Raw genomic sequence first — 19,808 nt, 5'->3', positions numbered from 1 at the left:
TGTATTCGGTGGACAGGCGCGCGGAAACTCAACTCTTTTCCAGCGCCCAGACATCGCTCTCGATGCTTTCGAACCGTTCCTTCAGGTACGACTGCACGTCGAGGATGGCCTTGTTGTAGAAGTACGGGGCGAACTCGCGGGCGAAGAAATCGAGCAGTTCCTCGGCTTCGAAGGAACCCAGCTCCAGTTCGAAGCGGTCCTCCATGAAGCGCTTGATCGCCAGTACCGCGTCCTGAGTCTGCGCGGCGTCCAGCTGGAGGATCGGCGTATTGCTCTTCGCCCTGGCCATGACCTACCAGCGCCCGTCCCAGGCCACGAAGTTCTGCAGCAGTTGCAGGCCGTGGGTATGGCTCTTTTCCGGGTGGAACTGCACGGCGAAACGCGAGCCTTCGGCCAGCGCGGCGGCGAAATCGACGCCGTAGTGCCCGTGCCCCACCACCTGGCGCGGGTTACCGGCCTCGATGTAATAGCTGTGCACGAAGTAGAAGCGCGCCTGGTCGGGAATCTCGTGCCACAACGGGTGCTCCACCGCCTGGCTCACCTGGTTCCAGCCCATGTGCGGCACCTTCAGGTGCTCGCCGGCTTCGTGCAGGTCCTTGCCGAAGAAGCGCACCTGGCCGGGGAACAGACCGATGCAGTCGACCCCGTCGTTCTCCTCGCTGCGCTCCAGCAATGCCTGCATGCCGACGCAGATGCCGAGGAACGGGCGGTCCTGGCTGACCTCGCGGACCAGGGCGTCGAAGCCCAGGCGGCGGATCTCGGCCATGCAGTCGCGGATCGCGCCAACCCCGGGGAACACCACCCGGTCGGCCTCGCGGATCACCGCCGCGTCGCTGCTAACCAGCACCCGGCCGGCACCGACGTGCTCAAGGGCCTTGGCCACCGAGTGCAGGTTGCCCATGCCGTAGTCGATCACGGCTACCGTCTGCATCACAGGCACCCTTTGGTCGACGGCATCTGCCCGGCCATCCGCTCGTCCAGCTCGATGGCCATGCGCAGCGCGCGGCCGAAGGCCTTGAACACGGTCTCGATCTGGTGGTGGGTGTTGTGCCCGCGCAGGTTGTCGATGTGCAGGGTCACCTGGGCGTGGTTGACGAAGCCCTGGAAGAATTCCATGAACAGGTCGACGTCGAAGCCGCCGACGCTGGCACGGGTAAAGGGAACGTGCATCTGCAGGCCGGGCCGCCCGGAGAAGTCGATGACCACCCGCGACAGCGCCTCGTCGAGGGGCACGTAGGCGTGGCCGTAGCGGCGGATGCCCTTCTTGTCGCCGATGGCCTTGGCGAAGGCCTGGCCGAGGGTGATGCCGATGTCCTCGACGGTGTGGTGATCGTCGATATGCAGGTCGCCCTTGCACTCGATGTCCAGGTCGATCAGGCCGTGGCGGGCGATCTGGTCCATCATGTGGTCAAGGAAGGGAACCCCGGTATCGAACCGGGCCTTGCCGGTCCCATCCAGGTCGATGGAGACCTTGATCTGGGTCTCCAGGGTGTCGCGCGCGACGGATGCCTTGCGTTCGGCCATCACCAGCTCCACAGCTAACACTGCACGTAATTATAAGAGGGCCAGCATTATAGGCAGGCCCGGGCTGGCGCTGCCAGCCGCGACCGTCGGCGCGAATCGCCCCACGGGCGGCGGGCCAGGCCTTACACTGCGCTCCTTTCTTCCCGCCGCGGAGAGCCGCATGCCCGTGATCGTCGAAACCCTCGCCCAACCCAGCGCCCAGGATCGCCTGGACCTGGCGAAGATCTACGCCGACGCGCCGGACTGGCTGTTCGCCCCGCATGCCGACGGCGCGGCGCTGGTCGCGGCCGGGCTGGCCGCCGGCGAGCTGATCGCCGGGCGCTTCAACGACCGCCTGCTGGGTGCCGCCCTGCTGCGGCGCGGCGACGACGCCTGGCAGCTGTCGCACCTTTGCGTGCGCGGCATCACCCGCGGCCGCGGGGTCGGCCGACGCCTCCTCGACGAGGCCCGGCGCCTGGCTGCCGAAGCCGGCAAGCCGCTGCGCCTGGTCGCCCCGGACGGGCACCTGGAGGCCCGTGCCCTCGCGGCACGCCACGGGCTGCCGCTGGACAGCCTCTGATATGCTCGGTGGCGGTCCCCGCCACGGAGCTTCGCCATGTCCTTTTCCTCCGCCGAACGCGCCGCCCTGCTTGCCCTCAAGGGGGTCGGCCCGACCGTGCTGCAACGCCTGGAGCAGATGGGCCTGGACAGCTTCGTCCGGCTGCGCGACTGCGACGCCGCGAGTATCCTCGCCCAGGGCGCGGCCCTGACCGGCTCCAGTTGCTGGAAGAACAGCCCGCAGGCGCGGGCAGCGATCGTCGCCGTGCTGCAGCGCGCAGCCAGCGACGCATGAACGACGTCGACGTACTGGTAGTCGGCGCCGGCGCCCTCGGCCTGGCCTGCGCCGCGCGCCTGGCCGAAGCCGGCCACGGCGTACTGGTGGCGGAGCGCGAACGGCTGGTCGGTAGCCACACCTCCAGTCGCAATTCCGAAGTGATCCACGCCGGCCTCTACTACCCGCCCGGCTCGCTCAAGGCCGATCTCTGCCTGGAAGGCCGCGAACGCCTGTACGCCTGGTGCGCCCGCCACGGCGTCGGCCACCGGCGCATCGGCAAGCTGCTGGTGGCGGTGGAGGAAAACGAGCGCGAGAGGCTCCAGGCCCTGGCGGCCAACGCACGCGCCTGCGGGGTCGACGACCTGATGCCGCTGGACGGCACCACGCTGCGCGCGCTGGAGCCCCAGGTCCGCGGGGTCGCCGCCCTGCTCTCGCCGAGCACGGGAATCATCGACAGCCACGCCTACCTGCAATCGCTGCAGGCCGTCGCCGAACGCCACGGCGCACAACTGGCGCTGGACACCCGGGTCGACCGCCTGGAGCGCCACGCCGGCGGCTGGCGCGCCGAAGGACAGAGCGTCGGCGAAGCGTTCCGGTTGCGCGCGGGCTGGGTGGTCAATGCCGGCGGCCTGTTCGCCCAGGCGCTGGCGCAACGCACCGAAGGCCTCGATCCGCGCCTGGTGCCGGCGCTGCACCTGTGCCAGGGGCGCTATTTCTCCTACAGCGGCCGCTCGCCGTTCCGCCACCTGGTCTACCCGATGCCCGAGGCGCGCACCGCCGGGCTCGGCATCCACGCCACCCTCGACCTCGGCGGCCAGTTGCGCTTCGGTCCCGACGTGAATTACGTGGACAACCTCGACTACCGCGTCGACGAATCCCTCCGCCCCGCCTTCGCCCAGGTCATCTCGCGCTACTTCCCCGGCATCGATCCTCGGCGCCTGGCCGCCGGCTACGCCGGCATCCGGCCCAAGCTCGGCGGGCCGGGGGAACCCGCCGCCGACTTCATCATCCAAACCCCTGCCGAACACGGCCTGCCCGGCCTGGTCAACCTGTTCGGCATCGAGTCGCCCGGCCTCACCGCCAGCCTGGCGCTCGCCGAACGGGTCGCTCGCGCACTCTGAGACGAGGTTTCGCCGCGCGCAGGGTCGGCCTGGCAAAACGGCGTTGTTATACTCGCCCGCACATTCACCGCTGCCAGTACAAAGGATTCGTCCATGAAAGCATTCGGCAAGGTCCTGGGGCTGTTCTTCCTGGGACTCTTACTGCTCGTCGTGGCCCTGGGCTTCGCCCTGACCCACCTGTTCGATCCCAATGACTACAAGGACGAAATCCGCCAGATCGCCCGCGACAAGGCCAACCTGGAGCTGGACCTGAAGGGCGACATCGGCTGGAGCCTGTTCCCCTGGCTGGGCCTGGAGCTGCACGACACCAGCATCGCCAGCGCCGCCACGCCGACCAAGCCGTTCGCCGACTTGCAGATGCTCGGCCTGTCGGTGCGGGTCCTGCCGCTGCTGCGCAAGGACGTGCAGATGAGCGCGATCCGCGTCGAAGGCCTGAGCCTGGACCTGGTCCGCGACAAGCAGGGCAAGGGCAACTGGGAAAACATCGGCAAGCCGGCCCAGCCCCAGGCCCCGGCCGCTCCTTCCGAGACCCCGCCGGCAGCGGACGGCAAGGGCGCCCAGGCGCAGGCACCGGAGCAGGCGCCGCAGAACGACAGCCCGCGCACCCCGATCAAGCTCGACATCGACAGCCTCAATGTCAACAACGCCCGCGTCACCTACACCGACGAAGCCAGCGGCAAGCAGTACAACGTCGAGGGCATCGAGCTGAGCACCGGCGCCATTCGCGAAGGCAGCAGCATTCCGCTGAAGCTCAACGCCTACCTCGGCACCAACCAGCCGGTGGTACGGGTCAAGACCGAGCTGACCGGCAACCTGCGCTTCGACACCGCGCTCAGGCGCTACCAACTGGAAGACGCCAGGCTCTCCGGCGAAGCCTCGGGCGAGCCGCTGCAAGGCAAGACCGCCACCTTCTCCGCCCAGGGCCAGTTGCTGCTCGACCAGTCGGCGCAGATCGCCGAGTGGAACGGCCTGAAGCTGAGCGTCAACCAGTTGCGCGCCCTCGGCGAACTGAAGGCCCGCGAGCTGGACAAGGACACCAAGTTCAGCGGCGGCCTGTCGATCGCGCCGATGAACCTGCGCGAGTTCCTCGCCGGCATCGGTGTGACCCTGCCGGCCATGGCCGATGCCAACACCCTCGGCAAGTTCGAGCTGAACACCCGCCTGGCCGGCAGCCGCAACAGCCTGAATCTCGAAGACCTCAAGCTGGGTCTGGACGACACCGCCTTCAGCGGCCGCTTCGGCATCGCCGATTTCGCCAGGCAATCGCTGCGCGCCCAGCTCAAGGGCGACAAGCTCGACCTCGACCGCTACCTGCCGGCCAAGGCCAAGCAAGCCCAGGATGCCGCCAGCGCCACGCGCAAGGCGGAAGTCGACGCCACCGTGGCCAGTGCCGCCCAGGGCAACACGCCGCTACCGGAAAAACCGACCAGGCAGGCCTGGAGCGACGCGCCGCTGCTGCCCATCGCGACCCTGCGCAAGCTCGACCTGGACGTGGCGCTGAACTTCGGCCGGCTGACCGTCGAGAAGCTGCCGATCGACGACGCCAGCCTGAAGCTGCGCGGCCAGGGCGGCGTGATCAGCCTCGACGACATGCGCGGCGGGCTGTACAACGGCCGCTTCAACGCCAAGGCCAACCTCGATGTACGCCAGGACAGCGCCGTGCTGACCGCCACCAAGCACATCGCCAACGTGCCGGTGGAGCGCCTGCTCGAAGCCCAGGGCAAGAAACCGCCGGTGAAGGGGTTGCTCGACCTCGACGCCGACATCCGCACCAGCGGCAACAGCGAGAAATCCTGGATCGACCATCTCAACGGCAACGCACGCTTCAGCCTGATCAACGGCGTGCTGCCCGACGCCAACCTGGAGCAACAGCTCTGCCAGGGCATCGCTACCCTCAACCGCAAGGCCCTTGCCGGTACTCACGGCGGCAAGGACACGCCTTTCCGCGAGCTCAAGGGCAGCCTGAACTTCACCAACGGCGTGGCCAGCAACCCTGACCTGAAAGTGGCCATTCCCGGCCTGGCGGTCAGCGGCCACGGCGATATCGACCTGCGCGTGCTGGGCATGGACTATCGCATCGGCGTGGAGATCCAGGGCGACAAGAGCGACATGCCGGACCCGGCCTGCCAGGTCAACCAGCGCTACGCCGGCATCGAATGGCCGCTGCTCTGCCGCGGCCCGCTGGAACTCGGCGCCAAGGCCTGCCGCCTGGACAAGGAAGGCCTGGGCAAGGTCGCCGCGAAACTGGCCGGCAATCGCCTCAACGAAAAACTCGAAGAGAAGCTCGGCGACAAGGTCAGTCCGGAGCTGAAAGACGCACTCAAAGGGCTGTTCAACCGCAAATGACACCTGAAGGCTTCAACGGCGCGGTCCTCGACTGGTACGACCGTCACGGTCGCAAGGATCTGCCCTGGCAGCAGGGCATCACCCCCTACCGGGTGTGGGTCTCGGAAATCATGCTGCAGCAGACCCAGGTCAGCACCGTGCTCGGTTACTTCGACCGTTTCATGGCAGCGTTGCCCGACGTCGAGGCACTGGCCGCGGCGGCCGAGGACGAAGTCCTGCACCTGTGGACCGGGCTCGGCTACTACAGCCGTGCGCGCAACCTGCACAAGACCGCGCAGATCGTGGTCGAGCGGCATGCGGGGGAGTTCCCCCGCGACGTCGAGCAACTCGCCGAACTGCCCGGCATCGGCCGCTCCACCGCTGGAGCCATCGCCAGCCTGTCGATGGGCCTGCGCGCACCGATCCTCGACGGCAACGTCAAGCGCGTACTGGCGCGCTACCTGGCGCAGGACGGCTATCCCGGCGAACCGAAGGTGGCCAGGGCGCTGTGGGAAGCCGCCGAACGCTTCACCCCGCACGCACGGGTCAACCACTACACCCAGGCGATGATGGACCTCGGCGCCACCCTCTGCACGCGCAGCAAGCCCAGTTGCCTGCTTTGCCCGCTGGTCTCGGGCTGCCGCGCGCACCTGCTCGGCCGCGAAGCCGATTATCCGCAGCCCAAGCCGCGCAAGGCGTTGCCGCAGAAGCGCACGCTGATGCCGATCCTGGCCAACCGCGACGGCGCCATACTGCTCTACCGGCGGCCTTCCAGCGGACTCTGGGGCGGGCTCTGGAGCCTCCCCGAACTGGACGACCTCGACGGCCTCGAACCGCTCGCCGCGCGCCATTCCCTGGCCCTCGGCGAGCGCCGCGAACTGAGCGGCCTGACCCATACCTTCAGTCATTTCCAGCTCGCCATCGAGCCCTGGCTGGTGGCGGTGGAAGGCGCTCCGCGCGCCGTGGCCGAGGGCGACTGGCTCTGGTATAACCTCGCCACCCCGCCGCGCCTGGGCCTCGCCGCTCCGGTGAAGAAGCTGCTCAAGCGCGCAGAACAGGAACTCGGACGCGGCACGACCGCGTGAATGCCGGGCCCGCGGGCCCGGCGGCAACTGCAGGAGAACGACCATGAGCCGCACCGTGATGTGCCGCAAGTACCACGAAGAGCTGCCCGGCCTCGACCGCCCGCCGTATCCTGGCGCGAAGGGCGAGGACATCTACAACAACGTGTCGCGCAAGGCCTGGGACGAGTGGCAGAAGCACCAGACCATGCTGATCAACGAGCGTCGCCTGAACATGATGAACGCCGAGGACCGCAAGTTCCTCCAGCAGGAGATGGACAAGTTCCTCTCCGGCGAGGACTACGCCAAGGCCGACGGCTACGTGCCGCCATCCGCCTGACCCCCACCCCGCCCGACGGAGGCCGCCATGACCCCATCCCTCTCTGGCCTGCCTCCGATCCGCACCGCGCTGATCGGCTACGGCTTCGCCGGCAAGACCTTCCACGCCCCGCTGATCCGCGCGGTACCGGCGTTGTGCCTGGAGCACGTGGTCTCCCGCGACCCTGGGCGGGTGCACGCCGACCTGCCCGAAGCCCGGGTCAGCGCCGATCCGGATGAGGCCATCGAGGCCGCCGACATCGACCTGGTGGTCATCGCCTCGCCCAATGCCACCCACGCCAGCCTCGCCGAACGGGCCTTGCGCGCCGGCAAGCACGTGGTGGTGGACAAGCCGTTCACCGTCACCCTGGCCGAAGCCCGGCGCCTCGCCGACCTCGCCCGTGAACGGCCTGGGCAGGTCCTCTCGGTGTTCCAGAACCGGCGCTTCGACAGCGACTTCCTCGCCGTGGAGGCCGCCCTGCAGGCCGGCAGCATCGGCCCGGTGCGCTACTTCGAGTCGGCCATCGAGCGCTTCCGTCCGCAGGTCCGCGACCGCTGGCGCGAACACGACCTGCCCGGCTCCGGGCTGTGGTTCGACCTCGGCCCGCACCTGCTCGACCAGGCACTGTGCCTGTTCGGCGTACCGCAGCGTGTGCACGGACACCTGCGCCGGCTGCGCGAGGGTGCGCAGACCGACGACTGGTTCGAGGTCCTGCTCGATTATCCGCACTGCCAGGTAGCGCTGCGCGCCAGCATGCTCGCCGCCAATCCGGCGCCACGCTTCAATGTGCACGGCGACCACGGCAGCCTGCTAAAGGCCGGCGCCGACATCCAGGAAGCGCAACTGCTCCAGGGACTGCACCCCGGTTCCGCCGGCTGGGGCCGCGATCCCGACCTGCTGCAGCACATCGATGGCCAGGGCCTGCGCCAGTCGCTGGTCACCCCGGCGGGCGACCAGAGCCGCTACTACCAGGCGCTGGCCGCCGCCATCCGCGGCCAGTCGCGCAACCCGGTGTCGGCGCAACAGGCCTGCGCGCTGATGGCCCTGCTGGAGTTGGCACGACGCTCCGCCGAGGAAGGCCGGAGCCTGCCGGTGGAGCTGCGCGACGAGGAACGCCAGGCCTGGAACTGAGGCCCGGCAGTCCGGCGGAAACCGCGAGGGGATCGTAAGGCGTTAAAAAACAAAAAAAATTTCTTCGCCGGTGTTGACACTGCCGCGCTAAACCCGTTTAATTGCGCCCCGTTGCCCAGGTAGCTCAGTTGGTAGAGCAGGGGATTGAAAATCCCCGTGTCGGCGGTTCGATTCCGTCCCTGGGCACCATGAATACGACGAAAAGGCTCACCTCCGGGTGGGCCTTTTTGCTTTCCGCCGTTCGCCTAGACGTGCTGCCCGCCGTTGACGTGGATTTCCGCGCCATTCACGTAGGATGCGCCGCTGGTGCAGAGGAAGTAGATCAGCGAAGCGATCTCCTCCGGCCGGCCGAGGCGGTGCAGCGGGATGCTGCGCTCGACGATCTCCTCGGTGCCCGGCGACAGGATCGAGGTGTCGATCTCCCCCGGCGCGATGGCGTTCACCCGCACCCCATGCGGGCCGAAGTCGTGGGCCATCTCGCGGGTCAGCGCGGACAACGCCGCCTTGGAAGTGGCGTAGGCCACCCCGGCGAACGGATGCACCTTCGAGCCGGCGATGGAGGTCACGTTTATCACCGTTCCCTGCGCCGCCTTCAGCTCGGCGAACAGGCCGCGCGCCAGCAGCGCGGTGGAGAACAGGTTGACGTTGAACACCCGCAGCCAGGTGGCGTAGTCGGTTTCCAGCACACCGAGGCGCGCGCCGTCTTCGCCCTTGGGCGAGATGCCGGCATTGTCCACCAGTGCGTGGAGCCGACCGTCGCCGAGCTTCTCGCGGATCAGTTCCAGGCTGGCCTCGACGCCGGGAATGTCCTCCAGGTCCAGATGGATGTGGTTTTCCTCGCCGTCCGCCCAGGGACATTCGCTGGCCCAGCTCTGCCGCGACGCGGTGAACACCCGCCAACCCGCGGCATTGAAGTACTTCACCGTGGCATGCCCGATACCGCGGCTCGCCCCGGTCAGCAACAGGGTCTTTCTCTCCGCCATACGCCCTCCGTGAAGGCCTGCTGGAATGAACGCGACTCGCACAGCCTACAAGGAATGACGAATCGCCGCGGCGGATCTTTCGCCCATCCCGGCGAACGGCCGAGCGTGAGCCAGGCAGTGCCGATAGACTAGGCGGACCTTGTCCGGACCCCCGATCGATGCTGAAGAAAAGCTTCAACTCCCTGCTCACCACCTGGCTCGCCGGCCTGCTGGTGATGCTGCCGCTGGTACTCACCCTAGCCTTGCTGGCCTGGGTGGTCAGCTTGCTGAACCGCTTCGTCGGGCCATCCAGCCTGATCGGTCGCGGCTTCGCCGCCATCGGCCAGCCGCTCGCCGGCGATTCGCCACTGGCCTACCTGCTCGGTACCGCGCTACTGCTGGTAGCCATCTACCTGCTTGGCCTCGGCGTACAGCTAGGCCTGAAGCGGCCGCTGGCCAACCTGTTCGACCTGACCCTGCGGCGCACCCCGCTGATCGGCAACCTGTACAACCTGGCCGACCGTTTCGTCGGCCTGCTGGACAAGAAGCAGGACGCCGACATCGCCGCGATGAGTCCGGTGTGGTGTTTCTTCGGCGGCGACGGCGCCGCCGTGCTGGCGCTGATGCCCAACCCCGAAGCGGTGGAACTGGACGGCCGCGCGCACTACGCGATCCTGGTGCCGACCGCGCCGATCCCGGTGGGCGGCGGCCTGCTCTACGTTCCGGTGGAATGGGTGAAACCGGCACAGATCGGCATGGACACCTTCACCAGCATCTATGTGTCGATGGGCATCACCCCACCGCCGCCGCTGGCCGCCGCCAAGGTGCTGGCGGAGCCGCGCGCGGAGCAGCCGCCGGCGGCTCCATAGGCGGTCCCGCATGCTCGGGAACGGGGCGCGCGCCGACCTCCAGGCTCTGCTTCAGGTCAGGGTTCGCCAGGAGTTTTCTTCGAAAGCCGACAGTTTTGTTCCTACGCGACAGCGCACTGCAGCGATGCGACAAGATGCCGCCAACCCCGCTCCAGAGGCACGCCGCCTGCTTGGCTCCGGTTGAAGCGCTGTGCTAGCTTGCCTTCGCCAGGAAGGCCCTTCCAATCCGAATAACAAGAGGAAAATCCATGGCCGAGGCCACCCCCGCACTGGAAATCCGTAACCTGCACAAGCGCTACGGCGACCTCGAAGTGCTCAAGGGCATCTCCCTCACCGCCCGCGACGGCGACGTGATCTCCATCCTCGGATCGTCCGGCTCGGGCAAATCCACCTTCCTGCGCTGCATCAACCTGCTGGAGAACCCGCACCAGGGCCAGATCCTGGTCTCCGGCGAAGAGCTGCGCCTGAAGAAGAGCAAGAACGGCGACCTGGTCGCCGCCGACAGCCAGCAGATCAACCGGCTGCGCAGCGAACTCGGTTTCGTCTTCCAGAATTTCAACCTGTGGCCGCACATGAGCATCCTCGACAACGTGATCGAGGCGCCACGTCGCGTACTGGGCAAAAGCAAGGCCGAAGCGATCGAGATCGCCGAGGGCCTACTGGCCAAGGTCGGCATCGCCGACAAGCGCCACAGCTATCCCGCGCAACTTTCCGGCGGCCAGCAGCAACGCGCGGCCATCGCCCGGACCCTGGCCATGCAACCCAAGGTGATCCTGTTCGACGAGCCCACCTCGGCGCTCGACCCGGAAATGGTACAGGAAGTGCTTAACGTGATCCGTGCGCTCGCCGAAGAGGGCCGGACCATGCTGCTGGTCACCCACGAAATGAGCTTCGCCCGCCAGGTTTCCAGCGAGGTGGTATTCCTCCACCAGGGCCTGGTAGAAGAGCAGGGAACGCCGCAACAGGTTTTCGAAAACCCCCAGTCGGCGCGCTGCAAACAGTTCATGTCCAGCCACCGCTAACGGAGCAACACCGCATGAAGAACTATAAGAAGATCCTGCTGGCCGCCGCTGCAACCCTGGCCTTCGCCCTCGACGCCAGCGCCGCCGACAAGCTGCGCATCGGCACCGAAGGCGCCTACCCGCCCTTCAACGGCATCGATGCCAGCGGCCAGGCGGTCGGCTTCGACCTCGACATCGGCAAGGCGCTGTGCGCCAAGATGAAGACCGAGTGCGAGGTGGTGACCTCCGACTGGGACGGCATCATCCCGGCGTTGAACGCCAAGAAGTTCGACTTCATCGTCGCGTCCATGTCGATCACCGACGAGCGCAAGCAGGCAGTCGACTTCACCGATCCCTACTACACCAACAAGCTGCAGTTCGTCGCGCCGAAGAGCGTCGACTTCAAGACCGACAAGGACTCCCTGAAGGGCAAGGTGATCGGCGCCCAGCGCGCCACCATCGCCGGCACCTGGCTGGAAGACAACATGGCCGACGTGGTCACCATCAAGCTCTACGACACCCAGGAGAACGCCTACCTCGACCTCTCCTCGGGGCGCCTGGACGGCGTGCTGGCCGACAAGTTCGTGCAGTACGACTGGCTGAAGAGCGACGCCGGCAAGGAGTTCGAGTTCAAGGGCGAACCGGTGTTCGACAACGACAAGATCGGTATCGCCGTGCGCAAGGGCGACCCGCTGCGCGAGAAGCTCAACGCCGCGCTGAAGGAAATCGTCGCCGACGGTACCTACAAGAAGATCAACGACAAGTACTTCCCCTTCAGCATCTATTGATGCCAAGCCAGGCCACCACCGGGTGCGTCCCGGCGGTGGCCGCCTTCAGGCCTGACTTCTCATGATTCTCGACCTGCATGGGTTCGGCGAGCAACTGCTCGCCGGTACCTGGATGACCCTCAAGCTGTCGCTGGCGGCGGTCTGCGTGGGGCTGTTGCTCGGCCTCCTCGGCGCCATCGCGAAGACTTCGAAGTACGCGGCCCTGCGTTTCCTCGGCGGCACCTACACCACCATCGTCCGTGGCGTGCCGGAAACGCTCTGGGTACTGATGATCTATTTCGGCACGGTGAGCGGCCTGAACGCCCTCGGCGACCTTTTCGGCAAGCCGGACCTGGCGCTCTCGCCGTTCGCCGCCGGCACCCTGGCCCTCGGCCTGTGCTTCGGCGCCTACGCCACCGAGGTGTTCCGCGGCGCGCTGTTGTCCATTCCGCGCGGCCATCGCGAGGCCGGCCAGGCGCTCGGCCTGTCGCCCGGTCGGATATTCTGGCGCATCGTCCTGCCGCAGATCTGGCGGGTCGCCCTGCCCGGCCTCGGCAACTTGTACCTGATCCTGCTGAAGGACACCGCGCTGGTGTCGCTGATCACCCTCGACGAGATCATGCGCAAGGCGCAGGTCGCCTCCAACGCGACCAAGGAACCCTTCACCTTCTACATGACCGCGGCCGCCATCTACCTGAGCCTCACGGTCGTCATCATGGTCGCCCTGCACTTCCTCGAACGTCGCGCCGGCCGTGGTTTCGTGAGGAACGAGCTATGAGCGAGTGGGAGCTGATCCTCAAGTGGATGCCGAAGATGCTCCAGGGCGCGGCGCTGACCCTGGAGCTGCTGGCGATCGCGGTGGTCGCCGGGCTCGCCCTGGCCCTGCCGCTGGGCATCGCCCGCGCCTCGCGGCACTGGTACGTGCGCGCGGTGCCGTACGCCTACATCTTCTTCTTCCGCGGCACGCCGCTGCTGCTGCAACTGTTCATCGTCTACTACGGCCTGGCGCAGTTCGAGGAAGTGCGCAAGAGCGCCTTCTGGCCCTACCTGCGCGATCCGTACTGGTGCGCGCTGCTGACCATGACCCTGCACACCGCCGCCTATATCGCCGAGATCCTCCGCGGCGCGATCCACTCGGTGCCGGTCGGCGAGGTGGAGGCCGCCCGCGCCCTCGGCATGTCGCGGCGCCAGGCGCTCTGGCACATCATCCTGCCGCGCGCGGTGCGCATCGGCCTGCCGGCCTACAGCAACGAAGTGATCCTGATGCTCAAGGCCAGCGCGGTGGTCTACACCGTGACCCTGTTCGACATCATGGGCATGGCCCGGACCATCATCGCCCGCACCTACGAATCGATGCTGTTCTTCTGCCTGGCCGGCGCGCTGTACCTGGTGATCACCATCGTGCTGACGCGGATCTTCCGCCTGATCGAACGCTGGTTGCGGGTCGACGCCACCCAGGGCCGCTGAGCGGGCGCTTTCCGATGCCTGCGGGGCGGCTATAATCGCCGCCCCGTTTTCCCGCTGCCGCTCGCATCGTGTCCGAAACCTTCCCGCTCCTCACTGGCGACGCCCTGTCGCAGCGCTTCCTCGCGCTGGACGCGTTCCTCCTCGAACACCAGCGGCTCTGGCGACCCCGCCCGTTCAGCGAACCGACCATGGCGTGGGAAGCCGAACACGCCGAGCTGGCGTCCTGGCTGCGCGGGCGCAGCCTCGAACAGGCCGACGCGGAGCACAACCAGCCCACCCGCCTGGCCGCGCCCGCGCCTTATCCGCAGCTCGCCGCCCAAGCCGCGGCGCTGGGCGCGGTCGGCGAACTGCCATTGGCGGAACGCCCGCAGGCACCGAACCGCTTCAACGTCGACGTACCGGGACGCAAGTGGCAGCAGATCGGCCTGTTCGCCGGGCGCCTGCAGTTCGCCCGGCCGGTCGTCCACTGGCTCGACTGGTGCTCCGGCAAGGGCCATCTGGGCCGCCTGCTGGCCCATGCGGGGCAACCGCTGACCTGCCTCGAACACGATCCCGCGCTGGTCGCCGACGGACAGCGCCTGAGCGACCGCCTGGGGCTCTCCGCCCACCACCTCCGCCAGGATGTGCTGGCCGCGGACTGCGCCGAGCGCCTGCTTCCCGGGCATACGCCAGTGGCCCTGCACGCTTGCGGCGAACTACACCTGCGCCTGCTGCGCCTGGCCAGCCAGGCCGGCTGTCGCCAACTGGCGGTGGCGCCATGCTGCTACAACCGCATTCCGGGGCCTTTCTACCAGCCACTCTCGCAAGCAGCAGGCCGATCGCTGCTCGCGCTATCGCTTGACGACCTGCGCCTGCCCCTGAGCGAGACAGTCACCGCCAGCCAACGGGTCCGTCGCCAGCGCGACCAGTCGATGGCCCGGCGCCTGGGTTTCGACCTGCTGCAGCGCGAGCTACGCGGAATCGACCAGTACCTCAGCGTGCCTTCCCTTCCGGTGGCCTGGCTGGAACGTCCATACGCCGACTACTGTCGCGAACTCGCCGCCCTCAAGGGACTTCCCGAACCGGCCGCGCGCGACTGGCAGGCGCTGGAAGCGGCCGGCTGGAAGCGCCTGGCGATGGTTCGCAACCTGGAACTGGTGCGCGCCCTGTTCCGCCGCCCGCTGGAACTCTGGCTGCTGCTGGACCGCTGCCTGTATCTGGTCGAACAGGGCTATAGCGTCCGCCTGGGCGAGTTCTGTCCGACCTCCCTGTCTCCGCGAAACCTGCTGATCCTTGCGGAGCGCAGCTGATACGGGTGTTCCGGATGGTTGCCCACACAACCTGTGGATAAGTCTGGTGACAAGTTCTGGGAAACATCTGCCGAGGGGCCCGTATCCAGGGGCAGCCAATGCTGTTCAAAAAATGAACAGAAAAAATAAAATCCATATAAAACAATATCTTGATAACAACCGAAATAACCACAGCGACTCTTAGAGCGTTTCCTTCCTATCCCTTGCCCACTTGTGCATAAGCCTGGCTTTCCGGTTAATCCGAAAGTGGACTTCAGCACCGACAATAGTTGCAAAACGGCATCGTATGACGTTCGAAGGAACGGATTGTTCTTCTATTGCAACGGTTGACCTCTTGTTAATCGCTGCCTAGGCAGTATTATTTTGAAACACTTTCCCTGCCTAGACAGCGATCCCCCATGGGTCACTACAGCGCTTCCGACTTTCCCTTCAAGGGCTCCATTGGCCAGCTCATCGGCGTCAGTGCCGCGACCAAGGACCGCATCCTCGAGAAGCACCTCGCCGCGCTGGACATAACCGCCGCCCAGTTCAAGGTGCTGATCTTCGTCGGTCTCAACCGCGCCAACAGTCCGGTCGAACTGTGTCGCGAGCTGTCGGTGGACAGCGGCTCGATGACGCGCATGCTGGCGCGCCTGGAGAAAAAAGGGCTGCTGCTGCGCGGCCGCTGTCCCGAAGACCGCCGTTGCCTGCGCCTGGATCTCAGCGAAGCGGGACGGAAGGTCCAGGAGCAGCTTCCGCTGATCGCCTCGGCGGCGATGAACGAGCTGGTCGCCTGCCTGAGCACGGAAGAATTGCAGACGCTGACCCATCTGCTGACCAAGGTTCTGCTACACGCCGGCTGCCCTAGGGCCAGCCTGCAGGAGTCCTGATCCATGCCGTTCCCTCTTCTCCATCCCTGGCCGCAGCGATTGGCGCTGGCCTCGGCGATACTGCTGGCCGCCGGCTGCGTCACTTCCGAAGGCCTGGAACCGAACGCCCAACTGCAACCGGCAGGCGCCCTCCAGGCGGGCAGGAGCCTGGACGGCGTAGCCCTTTCGCCAGCGGCCTGGCCGCGCCAGGACTGGTGGACCGGGCTCGGCGACCGGCAGCTCGACCAACTGATCGGCGAAGCCCTGCAAGGCACCCCCGACCTGCAGATCGCCGAGGCGCGTGCGCGCCAGGCGGCGGCAACGGCCCAGGCGCAAGATGCCGCGCGCCAGCCGACGCTGGACGCCAAGGCCAGCTACTCCGGCATCCGCGCGCCGACCAGCGTGGCCCCGGCACCGCTCGGCGGCCGCTATTCGGCGATCAAGTACCTGTCGCTCGGCTTCAACTACGACTTCGACCTCTGGGGCGGCGAGCGCGCCGCCTGGGAAGCCGCCCTCGGCCAGGCCAATGCCGCCCGGATCGACAGCCAGGCCGCGCGCATCGGCCTCTCGGCGAGCATCGCCCGCGCCTACAGCGACCTCGCCCACGCCTTTACCGTGCGCGATCTCGCCGAGGAAGAACTGAAGCGCTCGCAGCGCATGACCGAGCTGAGCCAGAAGCGCATGAGCGCCGGGCTCGACAGCAAGGTCCAGCTGCAACAGACGCAGACCCAGCTGGCCACCGCCCGCCAGCAGCTCAGCGCCGCCGAGCAGGACATCGCCAGCGCCCGCATCGCCCTCGCCGTGCTGCTGGGCAAGGGGCCCGATCGCGGTCTCGAACTGCAGCGCCCGCAACCGCTGAACCCGGCCAGCCTGAGCCTGCCCTCGGTGCTCCCGGCGGAACTGCTCGGCCGCCGCGCCGACATCGTTGCCGCGCGCTGGCGGGTCGAGGCGGCGCGCCGCAACATCGACTCGGCGAAGACCGAGTTCTATCCCAACCTCAATCTCGGCGCGATGGCCGGCCTCGCCGCCCTGCACACCAGCGACGTGTTGCAGGCGCCGAGCCGCTTCTTCCAGGTGGCGCCGGCGATCTCCCTGCCGATCTTCGACGGTGGCCGCCGCCGCGCCAACCTGGCCGAACGCGACGCCGACTACGACCTGGCCGTCGGCCAGTACAACAAGACGCTGGTCCAGGCCCTCGGCGAGGTCAGCGACGACCTCGGCAAGTTGCGCTCCCTGGAGCAGCAGGTGATCGACCAGCGCCAGGCCCGCGATATCGCCAGGTCCAACTTCGACCTGGCCATGCGTCGCTACGGCGAAGGCGTCGGCAGCTACCTCGACGCCCTCAGCGTGCAACAGCAACTGCTGGTCGCCGAACGCCAGCTGGCCAGCCTGGAGAGCCAGCAGATCGATCTTTCCGTCCAGCTGGTCCAGGCCCTGGGCGGCGGTTTCCAACCCGATTCCCGCTCCGCTGCGCTCGCTACCGCGAAAGCGCCGGCAGAATGAACGAGGCACCCACCATGACTACCGCCAACAGCGAAACCCCCGCCGGCAACCCGAAGCGCAAGCGCTGGTTGCTGATCCTGCTCGCCGTGATCGTTCTCGCCACCCTGGCCAGCGTGGCCTGGGAGTTCTTCTACGGCCGCTGGCACGAGGACACCGACGACGCCTACATCAACGGCAACGTGGTACAGATCACCCCGCAGATCGTCGGCACCGTGGTCAGCATCGGCGCCGACGACGGCGACCTGGTGCGCAAGGGCCAGGAACTGGTCAGGTTCGATCCCAGCGACGCCGACATCGCCCTCCAGCGCGCCGAGGCCAACCTGGCCCACACCGTGCGCCAGGTGCGCGGGCTGTTCAGCAACGTCGACGGCTATCGCGCCGAGGTCGCCACCCGCAAGGTCGCGCTGGCCAAGGCCGAGGCCGACTACAAGCGGCGCAAGAACCTCGCCGACGACGGCGCCATTTCCCAGGAGGAACTGGCCCACGCCCGCGACGCCCTGGACAGCGCGAAAGCCTCGCTGACCAGCTCGGAACAGCAGTTGAACACCAATCGCGCGCTGGTCGACGACACCCAGATCACCTCCCATCCGGACGTCAAGGCCGCCGCCGCGCAACTGCGCCAGGCCTACCTGGACGACGCCCGCTCGACCATCGTCGCGCCGGTCACCGGCTACGTCGCCAAGCGCAGCGTACAGGTCGGCCAGCGCGTGCAACCGGGCAATGCGCTGATGGCCGTGGTCCCGCTGGACCAGATCTGGATCGACGCCAACTTCAAGGAAACCCAGCTCAAGCACATGCGTATCGGCCAGCCGGTGGAGATCCGCTCCGACCTCTACGGCAGCGACGTGCGCTACAGCGGCACCGTCGACAGCCTCGGCGTGGGCACGGGCAGCGCGTTCTCCCTGCTGCCGGCGCAGAACGCCACCGGCAACTGGATCAAGATCGTCCAGCGGGTGCCGGTGCGCATCCATATCGATCCGCAAGAATTGCAGAAGCATCCGCTGCGCATCGGCCTGTCGATGGACGTCAAGGTCGACCTGCACGACCAGAGCGGCCCGGCCCTGGCCCAGCAGCCACCGCGCGAAGCGCTGTTCTCCACCGATGTCTACCAGCAGCAACTGGCCTCGGCCGACAAGCTGATCGAACGCCTGATCGAAGCCAACCTCGCCGAAGACCACGGCAAGACCGCCCAGCGTTGAGCCCGCCAGCATGAGCGAAAGCAGCAGCTTCTCCCCGCCCAGCCTGGTGATGGCGACCATCGGCCTGTCCCTGGCGACTTTCATGCAGGTGCTCGACACCACCATCGCCAACGTCGCCCTGCCGACCATCTCCGGTAACCTCGGGGTGAGTTCGGAACAGGGCACCTGGGTGATCACCTCGTTCGCCGTGAGCAACGCCATCGCCCTGCCGCTGACCGGCTGGCTGGCCCGGCGGGTCGGCGAGGTGCGCCTGTTCATCGCCGCCGCGCTGCTGTTCGTACTCGCCTCGTTCCTCTGCGGCATCGCCCAGTCGATGCCTTCTCTGGTCGGCTTCCGCGCCTTGCAGGGCTTCGTCGCCGGGCCGCTGTATCCGATCACCCAGACCCTGCTGATCTCCATCTACCCACCGGCGAAGCGCGGCATGGCCCTGGCCCTGCTGGCGATGGTCACGGTGGTGGCGCCGATCGCCGGGCCGATCCTCGGCGGCTGGATCACCGACGACTACAGCTGGCCGTGGATTTTCTTCATCAACGTGCCGGTCGGCCTGTTCGCCGCTTTCGTCGTCTACCAGCAACTGAAGGCACGCCCGGTGGTGATCAAGAAGGCGCCGATGGACTACGTCGGCCTGATCGCCCTGGTGATCGGCGTCGGGGCCCTGCAGATCGTCCTCGACAAGGGCAACGACCTGGACTGGTTCGAGTCGAACTTCATCGTCGGCGGCGCGCTGATCGCGGCGATCGCCCTGGCCTTCTTCATCATCTGGGAATTCACCGACCGCCATCCGATCGTCAACCTGCGCCTGTTCGCCCACCGCAACTTCGCCGCCGGCACCCTGGCGCTGGTGCTGGGCTATGCCGCGTTCTTCGGCATCAACCTGCTGCTCCCGCAATGGCTACAGACCCAGATGGGCTACACCGCCACCTGGGCCGGGCTGGCCGCCGCGCCAATCGGCATCCTCCCGGTGTTCCTCTCGCCGCTGGTCGGCCGCTACGCCAACCATTTCGACCTGCGCATGCTCGCCGGCCTGTCGTTCCTGGCGATGGCCATCACCTGCTTCATGCGCGCCAACTTCACCACCGAGGTCGACTACCAGCACATCGCCATCGTGCAGTTGATCATGGGGCTCGGCGTGGCGTTCTTCTTCATGCCGATCCTGAGCATCCTGCTCTCCGACCTGCCCCCCGACCAGATCGCCGACGGCTCCGGCCTGGCCACCTTCCTGCGCACCCTCGGCGGCAGCTTCGCCGCCTCGCTGACCACCTGGATCTGGAACCGCCGCGCCACCCAACACCACGCCTACCTCAGCGAAAACATCAGCCTCTACGACCCGGCCACCCACGAAACCCTCGCCCAGCTCGGCGGCAACACCCAGGCGAACGCGGCGCTGCTCGACCGGATGGTGCAGAGCCAGGCCTACATGATGTCCACCATCGACTACTTCACCATGCTCGGCTGGCTGTTCCTCGCCCTGCTGGTGATCATCTGGCTGGCCCGCCCGCCGTTCGGCGCCAAGCCCGGCGCGGCCGCCTCCGGGCACTGAGGACGAACGGCATTCGGGCAGGAAAATCAGTGGTTTACTCCTGGCGGCGGCTGGCTATAATGTCGCCC

At 67.2% G+C, this 19,808-nt stretch carries 21 protein-coding genes and 1 tRNA gene; 18 read left to right on the top strand and 4 right to left on the bottom strand.

The window, feature by feature from the left end:
- Nucleotides 1-28: 28 nt before the first annotated feature.
- The 3 genes from HMPREF1224_RS29615 to hisB are packed head-to-tail and all read right to left on the bottom strand — an operon-like array spanning nucleotide 29 to nucleotide 1,524.
- Nucleotides 29-289: a DUF2164 domain-containing protein gene (locus HMPREF1224_RS29615; protein WP_003112624.1), complete on the bottom strand. Its 261-nt coding sequence runs from the start codon at nucleotides 287-289 to the stop codon at nucleotides 29-31.
- A gap of 3 nt (nucleotides 290-292) precedes the next feature.
- On the bottom strand, nucleotides 293-931 hold the full coding sequence (gene hisH / locus HMPREF1224_RS29610) for an imidazole glycerol phosphate synthase subunit HisH (RefSeq protein WP_003096087.1): 639 nt from the start codon (nucleotides 929-931) through the stop codon (nucleotides 293-295).
- Nucleotides 931-1,524: an imidazoleglycerol-phosphate dehydratase HisB gene (hisB, locus tag HMPREF1224_RS29605; RefSeq protein ID WP_003096088.1), complete on the bottom strand. Its 594-nt coding sequence runs from the start codon at nucleotides 1,522-1,524 to the stop codon at nucleotides 931-933. The genes hisH and hisB overlap by 1 nt, the downstream gene beginning before the upstream one ends.
- A gap of 160 nt (nucleotides 1,525-1,684) precedes the next feature.
- Between hisB and HMPREF1224_RS29600 the strand changes: the two genes are divergently transcribed.
- From HMPREF1224_RS29600 to HMPREF1224_RS29565, 8 genes are all read left to right on the top strand, one after another.
- On the top strand, nucleotides 1,685-2,083 hold the full coding sequence (locus HMPREF1224_RS29600; RefSeq protein WP_003112623.1) for an acetyl-CoA sensor PanZ family protein: 399 nt from the start codon (nucleotides 1,685-1,687) through the stop codon (nucleotides 2,081-2,083).
- Between the two features lie 36 nt (nucleotides 2,084-2,119).
- Complete coding sequence (locus HMPREF1224_RS29595; protein WP_003112622.1) at nucleotides 2,120-2,356, top strand: hypothetical protein; 237 nt, start codon at nucleotides 2,120-2,122, stop codon at nucleotides 2,354-2,356.
- The gene (locus tag HMPREF1224_RS29590) at nucleotides 2,353-3,459 is read left to right on the top strand and encodes an NAD(P)/FAD-dependent oxidoreductase (protein ID WP_003112621.1); all 1,107 of its coding nucleotides are present in this window, start codon (nucleotides 2,353-2,355) and stop codon (nucleotides 3,457-3,459) included. The genes HMPREF1224_RS29595 and HMPREF1224_RS29590 overlap by 4 nt, the downstream gene beginning before the upstream one ends.
- 93 nt (nucleotides 3,460-3,552) lie before the next feature.
- Nucleotides 3,553-5,805, top strand: a complete 2,253-nt coding sequence (locus HMPREF1224_RS29585) for an AsmA family protein (RefSeq protein ID WP_010793677.1) — start codon at nucleotides 3,553-3,555, stop codon at nucleotides 5,803-5,805.
- On the top strand, nucleotides 5,802-6,869 hold the full coding sequence (gene mutY / locus HMPREF1224_RS29580; protein WP_003096098.1) for an A/G-specific adenine glycosylase: 1,068 nt from the start codon (nucleotides 5,802-5,804) through the stop codon (nucleotides 6,867-6,869). The genes HMPREF1224_RS29585 and mutY overlap by 4 nt, the downstream gene beginning before the upstream one ends.
- 43 nt (nucleotides 6,870-6,912) lie before the next feature.
- Nucleotides 6,913-7,185: an oxidative damage protection protein gene (locus HMPREF1224_RS29575; RefSeq protein WP_003096100.1), complete on the top strand. Its 273-nt coding sequence runs from the start codon at nucleotides 6,913-6,915 to the stop codon at nucleotides 7,183-7,185.
- Between the two features lie 27 nt (nucleotides 7,186-7,212).
- Complete coding sequence (locus HMPREF1224_RS29570; protein ID WP_003123651.1) at nucleotides 7,213-8,295, top strand: oxidoreductase; 1,083 nt, start codon at nucleotides 7,213-7,215, stop codon at nucleotides 8,293-8,295.
- A 113-nt stretch (nucleotides 8,296-8,408) separates the two neighbouring features.
- Nucleotides 8,409-8,484: transfer RNA gene (locus HMPREF1224_RS29565), tRNA-Phe, on the top strand.
- Between the two features lie 56 nt (nucleotides 8,485-8,540).
- Here HMPREF1224_RS29565 and HMPREF1224_RS29560 read toward each other — a convergent pair.
- The gene (locus tag HMPREF1224_RS29560; protein ID WP_010793676.1) at nucleotides 8,541-9,278 is read right to left on the bottom strand and encodes an SDR family NAD(P)-dependent oxidoreductase; all 738 of its coding nucleotides are present in this window, start codon (nucleotides 9,276-9,278) and stop codon (nucleotides 8,541-8,543) included.
- Nucleotides 9,279-9,436: 158 nt separating this feature from the next.
- Here HMPREF1224_RS29560 and HMPREF1224_RS29555 point away from each other — a divergent pair, with 158 nt between their 5' ends.
- From HMPREF1224_RS29555 to HMPREF1224_RS29510, 10 genes are all read left to right on the top strand, one after another.
- Entirely contained in the window at nucleotides 9,437-10,126 is a 690-nt protein-coding gene (locus HMPREF1224_RS29555) for a DUF502 domain-containing protein (protein WP_003105540.1), read from the top strand.
- Between the two features lie 248 nt (nucleotides 10,127-10,374).
- A complete protein-coding gene (locus HMPREF1224_RS29550) occupies nucleotides 10,375-11,148 on the top strand; it encodes an ABC transporter ATP-binding protein (protein ID WP_003096153.1) in 774 nt (257 codons plus the stop codon).
- A gap of 14 nt (nucleotides 11,149-11,162) precedes the next feature.
- Nucleotides 11,163-11,915 carry an ABC transporter substrate-binding protein gene (locus HMPREF1224_RS29545; protein ID WP_003096156.1) on the top strand — a complete coding sequence of 251 codons (753 nt, stop codon included), beginning with the start codon at nucleotides 11,163-11,165 and terminating at the stop codon, nucleotides 11,913-11,915.
- A 61-nt stretch (nucleotides 11,916-11,976) separates the two neighbouring features.
- A complete protein-coding gene (locus HMPREF1224_RS29540; RefSeq protein ID WP_003105543.1) occupies nucleotides 11,977-12,672 on the top strand; it encodes an ABC transporter permease in 696 nt (231 codons plus the stop codon).
- Entirely contained in the window at nucleotides 12,669-13,361 is a 693-nt protein-coding gene (locus HMPREF1224_RS29535) for an ABC transporter permease (protein WP_003096163.1), read from the top strand. The genes HMPREF1224_RS29540 and HMPREF1224_RS29535 overlap by 4 nt, the downstream gene beginning before the upstream one ends.
- A 68-nt stretch (nucleotides 13,362-13,429) precedes the next feature.
- The gene (locus HMPREF1224_RS29530; protein WP_010793675.1) at nucleotides 13,430-14,650 is read left to right on the top strand and encodes a methyltransferase; all 1,221 of its coding nucleotides are present in this window, start codon (nucleotides 13,430-13,432) and stop codon (nucleotides 14,648-14,650) included.
- A gap of 398 nt (nucleotides 14,651-15,048) precedes the next feature.
- A complete protein-coding gene (locus HMPREF1224_RS29525) occupies nucleotides 15,049-15,519 on the top strand; it encodes a MarR family winged helix-turn-helix transcriptional regulator (RefSeq protein ID WP_003110596.1) in 471 nt (156 codons plus the stop codon).
- 3 nt (nucleotides 15,520-15,522) lie between these two features.
- Nucleotides 15,523-17,001 carry an efflux transporter outer membrane subunit gene (locus HMPREF1224_RS29520; protein ID WP_010793674.1) on the top strand — a complete coding sequence of 493 codons (1,479 nt, stop codon included), beginning with the start codon at nucleotides 15,523-15,525 and terminating at the stop codon, nucleotides 16,999-17,001.
- A gap of 14 nt (nucleotides 17,002-17,015) precedes the next feature.
- Nucleotides 17,016-18,200 (top strand): HlyD/EmrA/EmrK family protein, encoded by a 1,185-nt coding sequence (locus HMPREF1224_RS29515; RefSeq protein WP_003110594.1) that lies wholly within the window; start codon nucleotides 17,016-17,018, stop codon nucleotides 18,198-18,200.
- A 10-nt stretch (nucleotides 18,201-18,210) separates the two neighbouring features.
- Nucleotides 18,211-19,740: a DHA2 family efflux MFS transporter permease subunit gene (locus HMPREF1224_RS29510; protein ID WP_003096173.1), complete on the top strand. Its 1,530-nt coding sequence runs from the start codon at nucleotides 18,211-18,213 to the stop codon at nucleotides 19,738-19,740.
- Nucleotides 19,741-19,808 lie beyond the last annotated feature (68 nt).

It is taken from the genome of Pseudomonas sp. P179 (genome assembly GCF_000478485.2).
In the GTDB taxonomy this organism is placed as follows: Bacteria; Pseudomonadota; Gammaproteobacteria; order Pseudomonadales; family Pseudomonadaceae; genus Pseudomonas; species Pseudomonas aeruginosa.
Note: the sequence above shows the minus strand (reverse complement) of the source record. Positions and strands in the feature narration are given on the sequence as shown.

Bases quoted from the DNA above. Each gene is read 5' to 3' on its own strand.
- HMPREF1224_RS29545 (WP_003096156.1), top strand. From the start codon at position 11,163: ATGAAGAACTATAAGAAGATCCTGCTGGCCGCCGCTGCAACCCTGGCC.
- HMPREF1224_RS29590 (WP_003112621.1), top strand. From the start codon at position 2,353: ATGAACGACGTCGACGTACTGGTAGTCGGCGCCGGCGCCCTCGGCCTG.
- HMPREF1224_RS29585 (WP_010793677.1), top strand. From the start codon at position 3,553: ATGAAAGCATTCGGCAAGGTCCTGGGGCTGTTCTTCCTGGGACTCTTA.
- HMPREF1224_RS29555 (WP_003105540.1), top strand. From the start codon at position 9,437: ATGCTGAAGAAAAGCTTCAACTCCCTGCTCACCACCTGGCTCGCCGGC.
- HMPREF1224_RS29510 (WP_003096173.1), top strand. From the start codon at position 18,211: ATGAGCGAAAGCAGCAGCTTCTCCCCGCCCAGCCTGGTGATGGCGACC.
- HMPREF1224_RS29520 (WP_010793674.1), top strand. From the start codon at position 15,523: ATGCCGTTCCCTCTTCTCCATCCCTGGCCGCAGCGATTGGCGCTGGCC.
- HMPREF1224_RS29535 (WP_003096163.1), top strand. From the start codon at position 12,669: ATGAGCGAGTGGGAGCTGATCCTCAAGTGGATGCCGAAGATGCTCCAG.
- HMPREF1224_RS29525 (WP_003110596.1), top strand. From the start codon at position 15,049: ATGGGTCACTACAGCGCTTCCGACTTTCCCTTCAAGGGCTCCATTGGC.
- HMPREF1224_RS29615 (WP_003112624.1), bottom strand. From the start codon at position 289: ATGGCCAGGGCGAAGAGCAATACGCCGATCCTCCAGCTGGACGCCGCG.
- hisB (WP_003096088.1), bottom strand. From the start codon at position 1,524: ATGGCCGAACGCAAGGCATCCGTCGCGCGCGACACCCTGGAGACCCAG.
- hisH (WP_003096087.1), bottom strand. From the start codon at position 931: ATGCAGACGGTAGCCGTGATCGACTACGGCATGGGCAACCTGCACTCG.
- HMPREF1224_RS29575 (WP_003096100.1), top strand. From the start codon at position 6,913: ATGAGCCGCACCGTGATGTGCCGCAAGTACCACGAAGAGCTGCCCGGC.
- HMPREF1224_RS29570 (WP_003123651.1), top strand. From the start codon at position 7,213: ATGACCCCATCCCTCTCTGGCCTGCCTCCGATCCGCACCGCGCTGATC.
- HMPREF1224_RS29560 (WP_010793676.1), bottom strand. From the start codon at position 9,278: ATGGCGGAGAGAAAGACCCTGTTGCTGACCGGGGCGAGCCGCGGTATC.
- HMPREF1224_RS29515 (WP_003110594.1), top strand. From the start codon at position 17,016: ATGACTACCGCCAACAGCGAAACCCCCGCCGGCAACCCGAAGCGCAAG.
- mutY (WP_003096098.1), top strand. From the start codon at position 5,802: ATGACACCTGAAGGCTTCAACGGCGCGGTCCTCGACTGGTACGACCGT.
- HMPREF1224_RS29600 (WP_003112623.1), top strand. From the start codon at position 1,685: ATGCCCGTGATCGTCGAAACCCTCGCCCAACCCAGCGCCCAGGATCGC.
- HMPREF1224_RS29550 (WP_003096153.1), top strand. From the start codon at position 10,375: ATGGCCGAGGCCACCCCCGCACTGGAAATCCGTAACCTGCACAAGCGC.
- HMPREF1224_RS29540 (WP_003105543.1), top strand. From the start codon at position 11,977: ATGATTCTCGACCTGCATGGGTTCGGCGAGCAACTGCTCGCCGGTACC.
- HMPREF1224_RS29595 (WP_003112622.1), top strand. From the start codon at position 2,120: ATGTCCTTTTCCTCCGCCGAACGCGCCGCCCTGCTTGCCCTCAAGGGG.